Here is a 14,414-nt window from a genome sequence, read left to right as displayed (position 1 = left end):
TGCGCCACAAATGCGAGAGAGCGCTTTCACGGGGGGACGTTACAGGGAACATCGCGACTGGTCCACGGGTACAAATCGCCTCCGATCCCCACGGATCTCGCTCTCTTGACGGCCCGTGGTCCGACCCCGCGCAAGCATGGCCGGGCCGCGCTCGGAAGAATGGCGGCAAATGACCCCGCTGCTGACCGCCGACGTCTTCGGCTGGACCATGCGCCCGGTGCGCTGGCGTCGCGCCCGCGCGCTGCTCGTCGTCGTCGCGGCGGCCGCAGTCCTCTCGCTGCACGTAGCGTTCGATCCGCCCGTCGAGTGCTCCGACGCCGCGCCGTGCGGGCCGGACTGGCTCAACGCGCTGCTGTTCGGGCTCGTCGCCGCGCTGCCCGTCGTGGCGTTCCTCTCGCTGCCGGTCACCGCCTGGCTCGCGGCCCTCTTCTTCACCGCCGACGCGATCTGGCAGGAGGCGCACCCGGGCCTCGCCTCGCCCGCGTGGCTCACCGGGGCCGACGCGGCGCTCGCGTTGCTGGCCTTCGTGACCGCCCGGCTCGACCCGCCCGGGCTGGGCAGCGCCGCGGAGATGTGGGCGGCGACGACATCGCACCGCAAGCCCCCGGCGCCTGCGGTCCTTCCGCGGTACGGGTTCGGCTGGCGCCTGCTCGCGGTACCACTGCTGCTTGGGGCTCTTGCGGTCGCCGGGCTGGCGCTGGCGGATCAGACGGGCGCGGACGACCGCCTCGCCGCGGCCGACCGCGTCACGGCCGAGGTCACCGCGCACCCGGACGAGTACACGCTGGAGGTCCGGCTCCCGGGCGCCACCCCCGCGGACGCGCCCGCGCGTGTCACGGTGGCCGACGCCGACGAGCACCCGGTCGGCTCGCACGTCGCCGTCCTCGTGTCCGGGGACGGCCTCTACCAGCTCGTGAGCGAGCCGTACGACACCAGCGGCTGGCTGTCCCTCGCCGTCCTGCTCGCCGGCGTCGCCGCGGGTTGCCTGGCCCGCGCCCGGGAGCGCGCCGCGGTGGCCCGCGCGCTGTTCGAGGGGGAGCAGCCGGCGACGGAGGTGTACGTCTGGGCGCACGGCGGCCGCGTCGCGGTCTACGCCACCGACGCGCGGCCGGGCGAGCCGGCGCTCGTGGAGTTCTTCGCGCTCGCGCGGCACGGCTCCGACGACATCCGCCCGGGCATCCTGTTCGGCGTACCCGCGCAGCGCCACTGGTGCGCGGTCGCCGTCGACGGCGAGCTGCTCGTGCCGCGCGGTCCCGCGCGCAGTGGCCGCTTCGCCCCCGCGTACGGCGGACCCGCGCCCGACCCCGACGTGGACGGTCCCGCCGCGGTCCCGGACGCGGCCCGGCTGCCGCTGCGCCCCGAGGAGATCCTCGCCCTGCGCCCCGAGGACGTCGCGGCCGACCCGGAGACCGTGCACACCCATCGGCACAACCGCTTCTCCGGGTACGCGGTCGTTGTCGCCTCGTCCTGGCCGTTCCTGCTCATCCTGTCGCGGCTGCTGCCGACGCTGCCGTACTGGGGCGCGGTCGCGGTGACGGCGCCGGTGACCGCGATCGCGTGCCTGTCCGGCTGGCGGATGTTCCTGCGCCCGCGCGTGAGCTGGAACGGCGCGGGCCTGAGCGTCGTGGGCAGCATCGGCGCCCGGCTGCTCGTCTGGTCGGACGTGCACGCGATCCGCGCCGACCGCCACGGCGCGGTGACGATCGAGACCGACCACCACGGGGCGGGCCTGGTGGTGACGGCCCGTGGCGAGCACGCGCTGCTGCCGCGGTTCCTGTCGGGGGACGAGCGGACCGGGCTGCAGCTCTCCGGCGCTCTGCGCCTCGCGGCCGAGCGGGCGGAGGCTCGCGCGCGCGACCGCGTGCGGGACGTGGTGTCGCTGCCACCGGCTCCGGTGGCGCCGCCCGCGCCGGCGCCGCTGTACGTGGCGTGGGTGGCGGAGACGCTGCTGTACGCGCTGGTGCTTGCGGGCCTGTTCGGTTAGGACGGCGCTCGCCGCTGGTCTCGGTGACGCCGGCTGTCCCGGCTTTGCCTCCCCGCTGCGCGGATGGCATTGCTATACGGCGCTCGCGGACCTGTTCGGCCAGGACTGCGCGGCTCGCCCCGGGCTCCGACTCGACGCGGGTTTGGCACGGCGTTTGCGGCCCGGCTGTTGCCCCGGGGGCGTTCAGGAGACGGTGATGCCGCCCCAGGACTCGGGCTCGACGTCGGCCAGGGTCTGCGAGAACGTCCATCGGTGCCCGGCGAGGTCCTCGGCCTGGTACTGGCGCTCGCCGTACTCGAAGTCGGTCGGCTCCATGACGATTCGCGCACCGGCCGCGCGTGCTCGCGCGCAGTGTTCGTTTGCGTCGTCGACGCGCACCATGACCGCGTGCGTCACACCGGCGCCGGGCTCGGGCGCGCGCCGCTCGCTGCCGTCGTCGGCGACGATGATCGCCCCTTCGCCGGCGCGCATCTGGGCACGGTGGTCCGCTCCGATGCGCACGCGCTCCGCGAAGCCGAACGCGGCCTCGAGCCAGGCGACGGCGCGGCGGACGTCGGGGTAGGTGAGGACCGGGATGACGGCGGCGGCCGGAATCGAGCGGTTGGGCTTCACGCTTCCGATCGTAGAACGGCGCGGCGGTCGTGCGGGTGGATGCGGGGTCGTGCGGTATATGCGCCGGTTCGGCGGGAGTGGTCAGAATCGAGCGGTTGGACTGCGCACAAGCGACGGCCACCCGTCGAACTCGATGTGCGGAGCGCGCGTAAACGCGCAATGGGGCCTCGTGGCGGGCAGAATCGGGCGCATGGAGAAGCCACGGATTGTTTCGGTGCAGGAGTACCGGGAGGCTCGCGACGAGCTGCTCAAGGCGGAGAAGGAGGCGACCCGTCAGCTGGACGCGATCGCCGCCCGGCGCCGGCGGCTGCCGATGGTGCGGTTCGGGGAGTACACGTTCGACAGTCCAAGCGGGCCGCGCACGCTGCTCGATCTGTTCGATGGGCGGTCCCAGCTCGTGGTGTACCAGTTCATGGACAACGGACCGGATCACTTCTGCCCGGGCTGCACCTGGTTCACGGACGGCATCCCGCCGACGGCACTGGCTCCGCTCGCCGCGCGCGGCGTGAGCTGGTCGAATGTGTCCAACATGCCGCTGGCGCAGATCGAGCAGTACAAGGCCGAGCGTGGATGGACGATTCCGTTCGTTTCCTCGCGCGGCACGACGTTCGCGGACGACTGCGACGCCGGCGGCGGGTTCATGCTGAGCGTTTTCCTGCGCGATGGTGACGAGGTCTACCGCACGTACAACACCACCCAGCGCGGCGTCGATCGCCTCGTGTTCACGAACAGCATCTTCGACCTGACCCCGTACGGCCGGCAGGAGGACTGGGAGGACTCGCCCGACGGGTGGCCCCAGCGCCCGACCTACGGCTGATCGAGCCGACGGGTGGGAACGTCCGAATGCGTGCGAATGCGCGTCGATGTGGACGTGCGGTCGTGCGCGTGCGGCTCGCAGTGTCCGGATGTGGACGTGCGCGTGCGACCGGCGGCGTGTGGACGTGCGCGTGCGACCGGCGGCGTGGACGTGCGCGTGCGGCCGGCGGCGTGGACGTGCGCGTGCGGCCGGCGGCGTGCGGCTCGCGGTGTTCGGATGTGTGCGTTCGACCGGCGGCGTGTGGATGTGGACGTGCACGTATGGACAATGGCCGGATGCGGCTGCGTATGGAGCTTTTCGTCGACGATCTCGAGGCGTCGGTTGCGTTCTACGTCCAGGCACTCGGGTTCGTTGTTGAGCGGCGCAGCCCCGGTTACGTCAGCGTTCGCCGCGGGGACGTTGTGCTCGGGCTCGGGCCCGTCTCCGGACTCCCTGAGCTCGGGGACGGGCCCGGGTTCAGCCAGGAGCGGCTCGCCGGGCGGGTGCGCGGGCTCGGGGTGGAGATCGTGTTCGAGGCGCGCGATCGTGCGGAGTTGCGCTTGCTGTACGAGCACTGCACGAACGCGCAGGTCGTGGTGGAGGAGCTGCGCGAGCGGCCGTGGGGGCTGGCTGACTTCCGGGTGGGTGATCCGGACGGGTACTACATTCGGATCACCCACACCTGACGGGAGCTCTTTGAGAACGGCGGCCCTCCGGGCTGGTGACCCGGACGGGGCAATACATCTGGATCACCCAGGAAGTCGGGCTGTGCGCGCGGTGCAGTCCAGTGACCTCGGGCGGGGTACACCCAGGAAGCGGTGACCCGGACCGGGTACTGCATCCGGGTCACCCAGCGCCTACACGGAGCTCACCCCGTGTACGCCGCGAAGATCTTTGAGAACTCGTACGGGGACTGCGCGATGTTCGTGCACATGTACAGCGCGCCGTTGCAGGCGTTCCTGTCGCGGGTCTCTTCCCAGAACGCCAGCATGCCCAGGTGGTTCGTCTGGGCGAAGGCGACCAGCTGGCGGGCGTCGTTCTGGTCGTACGTGCCGCCGTCGTCGTTCTTGCCCAGCATCGGGGTGACGCCCAGCATGCGCCAGATCTGGGCGTCGGTCTTGCTCGGGTACAAACCCTTCAGTTGCGTGAAGGTGGACTGCGCGGCCTGGACCGCGAAGTTGCCGTAGTCGCCGCTGCTGCGCTGGTAGTCCATCGCCATCACGTTGACGAGGTCCAGGTTGACGCCGGCGTCGCGGGCCGAGCGGACCACGTTGACGCCGTCGCTGGTGAGGCCCTCGGGCAGTACCGGCAGGGTCAGCGAGATCTTCACGCTCGGGCGGGCGGCCTGCAGCAGTGCCAGGGCCTGCGAGCGGCGGGCGATCGTCGTCGGGTCGGCGACCGCGGCGCCCTCGATGTCGAGGTCGATGTACTTCAGGCCGTACGCGTCCACGACCGCCTGGTACTCGGCTTCGACCTGGGCCGGCGTCGAGCACGCCTGGGCGAGCTCGATGCCGCTGGCCCCGCCGAACGAGATCTTCACGTCGCCGCCGCGGGCGCGGACGGCGTCGATCTGGTCCTTGGCCCAGGCGGCGCGCGGGTCGTACGCGTTGAACCACGATGCCTTGCACCCGGCGCTGTTCACGAACGCGAGCGTGAAGTTCTTGAGGTTGCCGCTCGTCGCCATGTCGGTGAGCGTCGGCGTGGGCCAGGCGCCCATGTCGACGTACGGGGCCACGGCCAGCGTCGTGCCCGTACCGCCGCCGCCACCACCGCCGCCGGCCTGGGTGGTCGCGCTCACCTGGTTGCTCGCGCCCGAGGCGTTGCCGGCCGCGTCACGCGCCTTCACCGTGAAGGTGTAGGCGGTCGAGGCGGAGAGGCCGGATACGGTACCGCTGGTGCCGGTGACCGACGCCGCGAGCGCGCCGGCCTGGTAGATGTCATAGCCGGCGACGCCCACATTGTCGGTGGAAGCGTTCCAGGCGAGGCTGACGCTCGACGAGGTCGTGGCGGTGACGCGGAGGGTGCCCGGTACCGACGGCGCGGTCGTGTCTGTAACCCCGGCGCAGGAAGCGCCGTTGAGCTTGCAGTTTGCGGGCTTGCCCGAGCCGGACACGAGGAACCCGAAGCTGGCCGTCCCGCCGGGGGCGAGCGTGCCGTTGTACGTCCGGTTGTTCGCGGTCACGTGCGTGCCGCTCTGGCTCATGAGCGCGTCCCAGTAGCTGCCCAGCGCCGAGCCGGACGGCAGGTCGAACTCGACCTTCCAAGCCGAGACGGTGGCGGCCGTCCCGTTCGTGATCGTGTACTTCGCCTGGTAGCCGCTGCCCCAGTCGGAGTCGTAACTCAGCGTCGCGGTAAGGGAACCGGCGGCCTGCGCCGGCGTCGTGATCGCCGCAATGCCGCCCGCGGTCACGAGGACCGCCGCGGCCGCGAGGGCGATCCGGAGTCGGGATGTCATCGCTGCCTCCAGACAAGACAGAATCCTATTGAGGCACAACGATAAATAAACTTAACTAAAAGTCAATGCTTCGATGGCTCGGGTCCGTGGTGGTCCGGACCGTTCCTCCCGCGAGACACCGCTCGGCGCTGGCGCGCCGTCGCTGCCAGGTCCGCGTGTAGTCACCCTCCCTCATCCGGTGGCGGGGCTCCGTCGGTGGGCCGGAAAGTCGGGCGCTGCGCGCCGCGACTTTCCGGATTTTTCGCCTGCCGGGCCATGAATCCGTTACGCCGGAATCTTGGGGCTTCGGCTGGACGCTGCGGATCTCGAACGCGGACTCGACGTCGGTCGATGGCGATGGGGCGGTTGAGCGTTCGGTCTGCGCGATGATGCGCGGATGCCGGTCGTTCGTGGTGGGCGATCGAAGCGTTTCGTCGTTCGGTCTGCGCGAGTTTGCAACGTCGCGGTCGTTTGCGCGGTGGCGAGGTTGATGCGCGAGTTGGCTGTGCGTGCCGGCATGCCCGCGTGTTGGCGTGTTGGCGTGTCGGTGCGCGTGGCGGGCCGTGGGGCGTGCTGTGTCGCGTTCGTTGCGCGGTGGCGGCGTTGATGCGCGGTGTCGGTCGTGCGTAATGGCACGACGGCGTGTCGGTGCGCGTGGCGGGCCGTTAGGCGTACGGTGCCGGGATCGTCCGGATCGGGTGATGCCTCGGGTGGCACAGTGTGAGGCTTCGATGTGCGGACGGGCCGCGTGCGGCATGATGTGCCGATGGGACGGCACGAGCAGCGGCATCGGGCGGGGGTCTGCATCGTTCGTGATCCGCGCCGCGCCGTGCCGCGGTGGCCGTGGCTGCTCCCGCCGCTCGGGCTCGCGCTGCTTCCGGTTGGGGTGGCCGCGGGGCTCTTCGCGGCCGCGATGCTGTTGCTGGTGGTCGGGGCGTGCATGCGGTACGGCCAGGGCGGGGTCCGCATCGAGGGCTCCGCGCTCCCGGAGTGGCAGGCGGCCGAGGCGGCGCTGCGGGAGGTACGGCTGCGGTGGCCCGCGCTCGGGGCGATGGCCGAGCCTGCGGACATCGGGCCGACGCTGGACATCACGCGGTACAACTTGGCGCGTCTCATTGCGGCCCGGGTCCGGCTGCGCGCGAACCTCGACGAGTTGCGCGCCACGCGCAAGGACCTCGGGGCGGGGCATCCGCGCGGGGAGCTGCGTGCGAGCCGTGATGAGTCCGGCGCGCGGGATTCGTGGAGCGAGCTGTACGGGAGCCGGGACGGCGCCGGCGCGGAGGAGCTGCGGGGCGAGCTGGACGCTAGCCGCGAGGTTTCCGCCGCGCGGGAGCTGGGCGCGATTCGCGAGGACTCTGGCGCGGGAGAGCTGCGGAGCGAACTGGACGTGAGCCGCGATGTCTCCGGCGCGCGGGAGCTGCGGGGCGAGCAGTCCGGCCTGAGCCGCGATGTCTCCGGCGCGGGAGAGCTGCGGGGCGAGCAGTCCGGCCTGAGCCGCGATGTCTCCGGCGCGGGAGAGCTGCGGGGCGAGCTGGACGCTAGCCGCGAGGTTTCCGGCGCGCGGGAGCTGCGGGCGATCCGTGATGATTCCGGCGCGGAGGAGGTGCGCGCCGGTCGTTGGGTGCTCGGCGGTGGGGATCTGCGCGATGAGCTCGACGAGCGCATCGAGGCGGCCGAGGATCGGCTCCGGGACCTCGGTGCGCAGCTCGCGGCGCGGACGGCGGCGCTCGGGCGGCTCGCTGCTTCGCTGGACGCGCATGAGCGGCGTGAGGTTGCCACGGCCCGGGCTCGGGTGCTGCTCGCCGGTGACATGCCGGGGGCGACGCTGCTCGCCGATCCGTTCGCGGAGGTGGGGGAGCGGACGGCGGCGACGCTTGCGGCGTACCGGGAGTTGTCCGAGCTTCGGCCGTCGTCGTCTGCGCGGTGATCTGGGAGTCCGCGCGGCGTGGGAACTGCGCGAACGTGCGAAGGTTGCCGTCTGAGTGGTGACATTGGGGTTGGCGCAGTGCGCGAAACGTGCGACCCGTCGCCGTCTGAGCGGTGCCGTGGGAACTGCGCGAACGTGCGCAAGCTGCCTTGGGAAACTGCGCGAACGTGCGCAAGCTGCCGTCTGAGTGGTGGTGTGGGGGCCGGCGCAATGTCCGAAACGTGCGACCGTTGCCGTCTGGGCGGTGACCTCAGAGCCTGCGCGTGGCGGGGGACGACTGTCGGCGGCGCGGCGGTGGGCTCGGGAACTGTGCGAAACGTGATGTAAGGGGCGGTGGCCCTCCTCGCGGCGTATCGAAGCTGTCCGAACTGCGACCGTCGCCGTCCGAAACGTGATCGTAGGGGAGCGTTCCGGCGAACTACGATTAGGGCATGTCACCGGCCTACGGGCTCGGGATCGACTTCGGTACCTCGAACACGGTGGCCCTGATGCGCTGGCCGGACGGCCGGGTCAGGCCGCTGTTGTTCGATGCCAACCCGTTGCTCCCGTCCGCCGTCTTTGCCCCGACCAAGCCGGGCGCGGGATCGGCCGTGCCCGGAGGCGATCTCGTGGTCGGGGGCGACGCGCTGCACCACGCGCGGTTCGACCCCGCGGGGCTGGAGCCCAATCCTAAGCAGCACATCGACGAGCCGACCATCCTCCTCGGCGAGCGTGAGGTTGCCGTCGTCGATCTTTTCGCGGCGGTACTGCGGTACGTGTTCACCGAGGCCAAGCGCGTCGCCGGGTCCGATGACTTCGCCGTGGCGATCGCGCACCCGGCCGGGTGGGGGACGCAACGGCGGGCGGTACTGGCCGAGGCCGCGCGCCGGGCCGGGCTCGGTGGAGGCGGCGGCCCGGGCAACGGTGGCGGCGGAGCGGGCGGCGCCGGGGGCTTGGGTAACGGCGGCGGCGCAGGCGGCTTCGGCAACAGCGGCGGCGGACAGGGCGGTGGCGCCAGCGGCGGCGCACAGGGCGGTGGCGCGGGCGGCGGCGCACAGGGCGGTGGCGGTGTGCCCGCGCTGCTCGTGCCCGAGCCGGTCGCGGCCGCGCACGCGTTCACGGCGGTGCTCGGGCAGCAGGTGCCGGACGGGAAGGCGCTGGTCGTGTACGACCTCGGCGCCGGCACGTTCGATGCCAGCGTCGTGGTGCGCCGCTCGGCCGGGTTCGAGGCGGTCGCCGTGGACGGGCTCACCGATGTCGGCGGGCTCGATATCGACGCGACGATTGTGCGGTGGCTCGCGGAGCGGTACTCGCCGGGCGACCCCGAGCTCTGGACCCGCCTCGCCGACGCGCAGGACCCCGAGTCGCTGCGGCACCGGCGGATGCTCTGGCACGACGCCCGCGTCGCCAAGGAGATGCTCTCGCGCGCGCCCGCGGTGGTACTGCAGATGCCGGCGCCGCTCAACGTCGACTCGCAGCTGACCCGCGAGGAGTTCGAGGCGGCCGCGAAGCCGCTGCTGGAGCGCACCGTGTTCACCACGGCCGCGCTCATCCGCCAGGCCGGCATCGCGCCCGAGGATGTGGCCGGCGTGCTGCTCGTCGGCGGTGGCAGCCGTATCCCGCTCGTGGCGACCATGCTGCACCGGGCCCTGAACGTGGCCCCCACCATCACCGAGCAGCCCGAGATCGTCGTGGCGGAGGGGTGCCTGCTGTCGTTGTCGGCGCCACCCGCCGACGGGACGGGGGAGGGCTCGCCACTGTGGCCGGCCGCGGCCGCGGCGGCCGCCCCGTACGCCTCGATGGCCGCCGGTCCGTCGTCCCCAGCGCCGTCGATGTCGCCCCCGATGGCCGGTTCGTCCCCATTCGGCGGAGGTGCTTCGCTGGCCGGAGCCGGAGCCGGAGCCGGAGCCGGAGCCGGAGCCGGGCTGGCCGGGGCCGGGCGGGCCGCGGAAGGGCTGGCCGGGGGCGCCGCTGGGGAAGAGCTGGCCGGCGGTGCCGCTGGCGCTGGCGCCGGGGCAGGCGCACTCACTGGAGCCGCCGCCGCCGCGGGTCCGGCCGCCGCCCCGAGTCCGCAAGCGGCGCAGGCCCAGCCGATGCAAGCGCCACCCGCGGATCAAGCAGGAACGGATCCGGGCATCATGTGGCCGGATCAGGGCTCGCCCGCCGCGGCCGGATTCACCACGCCACCCGCCGCCTCGACCTCGGCCCCGCCCGCCGGCTACATCCCGACGTCGTATGCGCCGCCCGCCTCGGGCCCGCCGGCCGGCTACGTAGCGCCCGCCTCCGCGCCGCCGGCCGGGTACGGCGCCCCCGTCTCCGCGCCCCCCGTATCCGGAATGCCGTACTCGGCCCCGCCCGTGTCAGGAGTGCCGGCCTCCGGACCACCCGTGTCGGGCGCACCGGTCTCCGGAGTGCCGCGCGGCCGCGTGTACCAGACGGGCGCGTACCCCACCGTCCAGCCACCGCCGAACCAGCCGCCACCGTTCCAGCCGCCCGCGCCCGCGCCGATGCCGGCCGTGCCGCGGTACCTGCCGCCGCCGCCCGCCATGGCCGGCGCGCCCGTGTCGCCCGGGCCGTCCAGCCGGGTCGTGCCCGTGTACGACGACCGGCCCCCGGCGCCCCCGCGCAAGGGCGGGCGCAACTGGCTCAACGCGCTGCTCGTCGTCATCGCGCTGCTCGCCGTGGCCGGGGCGGGCACCACCGTGTACCTGGTGCAGCTCGGCAAGGACAAGCCCTCCGCCAACAGCCAGTCCCCGGGCGCCGGAACGTCCGCGAACCCGGGCAACGCCGGTGCGGGCAACGCGGGATCGGCGGATCCGACCGGCACCGGTACCGAGCCGACCGAGACCACCCACGCCCCGGCGACGACGGCCACCAAGACCGAGACCGTCACCGCCCCGGACGTCAGCGGCCAGTACGTCGAGTACGCCAAGCAGCAGTTCCGCGACAAGGGGTTCACCGGCAACTTCAAGATCACGAAGCGGCCGACGGACGACCCGGACCAGGTCGACCACGTGCTCGCGCAGGACCCCAAGGCGAACAACCGCGTGGCCAAGAACGGCACGGTGACGCTGACCGTCGGCTCCGAGCCGGTCACGCCGTCCAGCCGCCCCGCTCCGACGACGACCGGGCCCCGGCCGACGTCGACCTGACCGAACGAAAGGGTTGTACGAGGTTGGCAGACTGATGCCGCACCGTCCACTGCGGACACCCCCAAGAGGAGCGGCGGATGTCGAACACCAACACGTACCTCGACCAGGTCGTCAGGCAGCAGGAGCGGCTGGAGTCCGACCTGCGCTCGAAGCGCGCCGCGCCCGCGGGCGGGCCGCCGCCACCGCAGGAACGGACGCGCGCCGAGGGCGGGCGCCAGCCCACGCCCAACGCCGTCGAGGTGCGGGTGACCGGGTTCGGGCGCTGGAAGACGGTACTCGTCCCGCCGAACGCGTTCGTCGTGCACACGCGGCGCGGCCGGGCCGAGCCGCTGCACGTCGGGCTCGGGGTGTCGTTCCGGTACAACCCGGCGACCGACTCGTACCTGGTGGTGCCGGGCGCCATGCAGACCATCCTGATCAACGCGTACTGCATCTGCCGCGAGCTTCAGGGGGTACTGGTGCAGGCCTATGTGCAGTGGATCATTCAGGACTTCGCGACCGCGTACCGCCGGCTCGACTTCGGTGACGCCGAGGACCCCATGCGACTGGTCAACCTGCAGCTCAAGGAGCAGGCCGAGGCGGCGATCAAGGACAAGGTCTCAACCCTGGGCGTTGCCGATGTACTGAGCGACAAGCAACCGATCATCGAGGAGCTCACGGCGCGGCTGCGCGCGGTCGCGGAGGGCTCGGGCGCCGACGACGGGCTCGGGCTGCGGATCGTCACGGTGCAGATCAAGGAGGCGGTGGTCAGCTCGCCGCGGCTGTGGGAGAACCTGCAGAAGCCGTACCGCAGCGAGCAGGGCCGCATCGCCCGCCTGGCCGAGCTCGCGGCCGAGGAGGCCGTGGCCGAGCGCGAACTGACGGCCCAGCGCCAGCGCGAGACGCAGCGCATCGCCAGCGACCGTGACCTCGCCGACCTGCGGGCACAGAGCGCGGCCCACGAGTTCGACCGCGAGGCGAGCGAGGCCCTGCGCCGCTCCCAGCGCGAGCAGGAGGACGCCCGCGCGCTCGCCGACCTGCAGGACGCGACGAACCGGCACGCCCTGACCCTGGAGCGCGAGCTCGCCGCCGAGGAGGCCGAGATCGGGCGCCTGCGCATCGAGCGCGAGGCGGAGCTGACGCGGCTGGGCGCGGAGGCGGAGCTGGCCCTGGGTGCGGCCCGGGCCCGCGACGCGCACGAGCGGGCGCTGCTGGACGTCGAGCGGGAGCGGCAGCGGGCGGAGATCGCCAACGTACGCTCGCCGGAGAGCGTGCAGGCGCAGCTGATCGACCGCCTGCCGGAGATCGTGGCGAAGCTGCCCAAGCCCGCGGAGCTGCGCTCGGTGACGATCGGCGGCAACGACGGCACGTCGATCGCGAGCGTCGTCGCGGAGCTCACGGCGGTCGTCAACGCCCTGCGGCAGACCTGAGGGGCCCTGCGGCAGCGGCGCATTGCAACCGAGCGAACCGTTTGGCGGCGCGGGCGTCGGCAATCAGGCAACCAAGATCGCTTCAGCGGGAGGTTGTCATGCGATTGCCGATGCTTGCCGTGGCGGTGGTCGGCGCCGTCGTGCTCGGGACGGTGCCGGCCTCGGCGGCGCCCATGGACCCGCCGGACCCGGCGGCACCTACAGACCAAGTGCCCACGGACCCGGTGCCCACGGACCCCGCGGCCCCCACCCAGTTGTCGGCGCAGGACTCGCAGTTCGTGATCGCGGCCGGGTACGCCGGGAACTTCGAGGTCGCCGCCGGTTCGCTCGCGCACGGGCGGGGCTACTCGCAGGGCGTCAAGGACTTCGGGACCAGGATGGTCAGTGACCACAACCGGGCGGGCACCAAGCTCTCGCAGCTGGCCCGGGCGAACGGCATGTCGACGCCGGACCTGCCCGACTCGGCCCAGCAGAACATTCTCAACGCGTGGTCGCGCCTCGACGGGCTGCTGTTCGACTGTGCGTACGTGCCGGCCGAGTACCTCGACCACGTCGGGGTCATCGCGATGTTCGAGAACGAGGCGGACCACGGCGACAACGCGGACATCGTCGCGTTCGCGCGGAACACGCTGCCCACGCTGCAGGAGCACAAGCGGATGATCTCGACGGCGCTGACGGCGCTGGATTGCAACGGGTAAGGCGAAGGCCCGCCCGGGAAAACCGGGCGGGCCCTCGGAAAACCGTTACGGCAGAACGTAGTTCTCGTTCAGCGCCGCGCCGCGGTCCGGCTTGTACTGGTCGAAGCCGCGCGGGTCGCACTGCAGGCCACCGTTGATGCAGTGGTCCGAGAGGGCCTTCAGGGTCGGGGCGTCCCACGCGTTGTAGACGTCGTAGTGGAACGAGTACCCGCGGCCGCTGGAGAAGTGCACGTTCGCCATGTTGCCGCTGACCGGCCAGGCCATCTTGAACTCGATCATCGGCACGGCGACCGGGTGGTCCTGCGGGCAGACGCCCACGACCGGGTACGCCATGTGCGACTTGTGGTCCGGCGTGTCCAGGTGCAGGCCGTCCCAGCAGCTGGGGGCCTGGAACCGGACGTTGAGCTGGCTGCCGGCGACGCAGTTGGCGGGGATGTCCCACTGGTTGGTGATGTCGCCGCACTCGAAGCCCTCGACGTGGCCGGGGTGGTTCTTGAACTCGTCGAGCGTCGAGGCCGGGCTGCCGACGACGTAGCGCAGGCCGGCCGGGAACGGGCGGACGCTGCGGTAGTCGAGGACGCCGCTCTTGTAGTAGATGACCTGGCGGCCGACCGGCTGCACGGCCTGGTCGCCGTTGAGCAGGGTGGGCATCCAGTACGCGGTCTTGTCGCCCGGCGTGATGCAGGCGGTGCCGCCGGCCTGCAGCGAGGCGAGCGTCGTGTTCGCGTTGGTGGTGGTGTTGCCCATGAACGTGTGCGAGTGCGACGCGCCCGGCAGGCCGTAGAACACGATCGGGTCGTCCGGCAGGTTGCTGCGGCTCACCGAGCAGTTGGCCTGGAACTCGTGGTGGGTCGTCGGCGGGTTCGTGGCCGGCGGGGTGGCCGTCGACGGGACCACGCCGGTGACCGGCGGGTTGGCCATGACGTACCCGGGGCCGTCCGACGCCGGCGGGGTGGTGCCCGAGGTGCCGTAGACCTTGAACTCGTACAGCGAGTAGCCGTAGCCGGTGCCGCGCTGCGTGCCGTACATGCGCACGTAGCGGCCGGAGCCGGTGACGTTCAGGGTCTGGGTGCCGCCGGTGCTCGTGGTGGTGCTGTAGATGCTGGTCCAGGCGTTGCCGTCGGCCGAGGTCTGGATCTGGTAGGCCTTGGCGTAGGCGGCCTCCCACTGCAGCACGACCTGGGAGATCGTGGCGGTGGAGCCGAGGTCGACCCGCAGCCACTGCGGGTCGCTCCACTGGCTGCTCCAGCGGGTGGTGTCGCTGCCGTCGAAGGCGGCCGCGGCCGGGGACTCGCCGAGCTCCGTCGACGAGGCGAGCGCGGGCCGGTTCTGTGACAGCAGGGTGGCGGTGGCCGCGTCGGCGGACGTCAGCTGAAAGGCGCCGACGACCATCGACGCCACCACGGCGGTGGTGACCCCGATG

At 72.3% G+C, this 14,414-nt stretch carries 10 protein-coding genes; 7 read left to right on the top strand and 3 right to left on the bottom strand.

Annotated features, from left to right (window positions below):
• Positions 1-169 precede the first annotated feature (169 nt).
• Entirely contained in the window at positions 170-1,984 is a 1,815-nt protein-coding gene (locus ACPPVO_RS52750) for a PH domain-containing protein (RefSeq protein WP_426506920.1), read from the top strand.
• Positions 1,985-2,167: 183 nt separating this feature from the next.
• Here ACPPVO_RS52750 and ACPPVO_RS52745 read toward each other — a convergent pair whose 3' ends face one another.
• Positions 2,168-2,596, bottom strand: a complete 429-nt coding sequence (locus ACPPVO_RS52745) for a VOC family protein (RefSeq protein WP_426506918.1) — start codon at positions 2,594-2,596, stop codon at positions 2,168-2,170.
• Positions 2,597-2,786: 190 nt separating this feature from the next.
• Between ACPPVO_RS52745 and ACPPVO_RS52740 the strand changes: the two genes are divergently transcribed.
• On the top strand, positions 2,787-3,413 hold the full coding sequence (locus ACPPVO_RS52740) for a DUF899 domain-containing protein (protein WP_426506916.1): 627 nt from the start codon (positions 2,787-2,789) through the stop codon (positions 3,411-3,413).
• Between the two features lie 275 nt (positions 3,414-3,688).
• Positions 3,689-4,078: a VOC family protein gene (locus ACPPVO_RS52735; protein ID WP_426506914.1), complete on the top strand. Its 390-nt coding sequence runs from the start codon at positions 3,689-3,691 to the stop codon at positions 4,076-4,078.
• 182 nt (positions 4,079-4,260) lie between these two features.
• Here ACPPVO_RS52735 and ACPPVO_RS52730 read toward each other — a convergent pair whose 3' ends face one another.
• The gene (locus tag ACPPVO_RS52730) at positions 4,261-5,847 is read right to left on the bottom strand and encodes a cellulose binding domain-containing protein (RefSeq protein WP_426506912.1); all 1,587 of its coding nucleotides are present in this window, start codon (positions 5,845-5,847) and stop codon (positions 4,261-4,263) included.
• Between the two features lie 745 nt (positions 5,848-6,592).
• Here ACPPVO_RS52730 and ACPPVO_RS52725 point away from each other — a divergent pair.
• From ACPPVO_RS52725 to ACPPVO_RS52710, 4 genes are all read left to right on the top strand, one after another.
• Entirely contained in the window at positions 6,593-7,753 is a 1,161-nt protein-coding gene (locus ACPPVO_RS52725; protein WP_426506910.1) for a hypothetical protein, read from the top strand.
• Positions 7,754-8,184: 431 nt separating this feature from the next.
• Positions 8,185-10,884, top strand: a complete 2,700-nt coding sequence (locus ACPPVO_RS52720) for an Hsp70 family protein (protein ID WP_426506908.1) — start codon at positions 8,185-8,187, stop codon at positions 10,882-10,884.
• 77 nt (positions 10,885-10,961) lie between these two features.
• The gene (locus ACPPVO_RS52715; protein ID WP_426506906.1) at positions 10,962-12,293 is read left to right on the top strand and encodes an SPFH domain-containing protein; all 1,332 of its coding nucleotides are present in this window, start codon (positions 10,962-10,964) and stop codon (positions 12,291-12,293) included.
• Positions 12,294-12,391: 98 nt separating this feature from the next.
• Positions 12,392-12,991 (top strand): DUF4142 domain-containing protein, encoded by a 600-nt coding sequence (locus ACPPVO_RS52710; RefSeq protein WP_426506904.1) that lies wholly within the window; start codon positions 12,392-12,394, stop codon positions 12,989-12,991.
• Positions 12,992-13,036: 45 nt separating this feature from the next.
• Here the strand turns inward: ACPPVO_RS52710 and ACPPVO_RS52705 are convergent, their stop codons facing one another.
• Complete coding sequence (locus tag ACPPVO_RS52705; RefSeq protein WP_426514860.1) at positions 13,037-14,383, bottom strand: DUF1996 domain-containing protein; 1,347 nt, start codon at positions 14,381-14,383, stop codon at positions 13,037-13,039.
• Between the last annotated feature and the right edge of the window lie 31 nt (positions 14,384-14,414).

Source organism: Dactylosporangium sp. McL0621 (assembly GCF_049995355.1).
Classification (GTDB): domain Bacteria; phylum Actinomycetota; class Actinomycetes; order Mycobacteriales; family Micromonosporaceae; genus Dactylosporangium.
The sequence above is the reverse complement of the archived record's forward strand: the minus strand, read 5'-3'. Positions and strand labels throughout refer to the sequence as shown.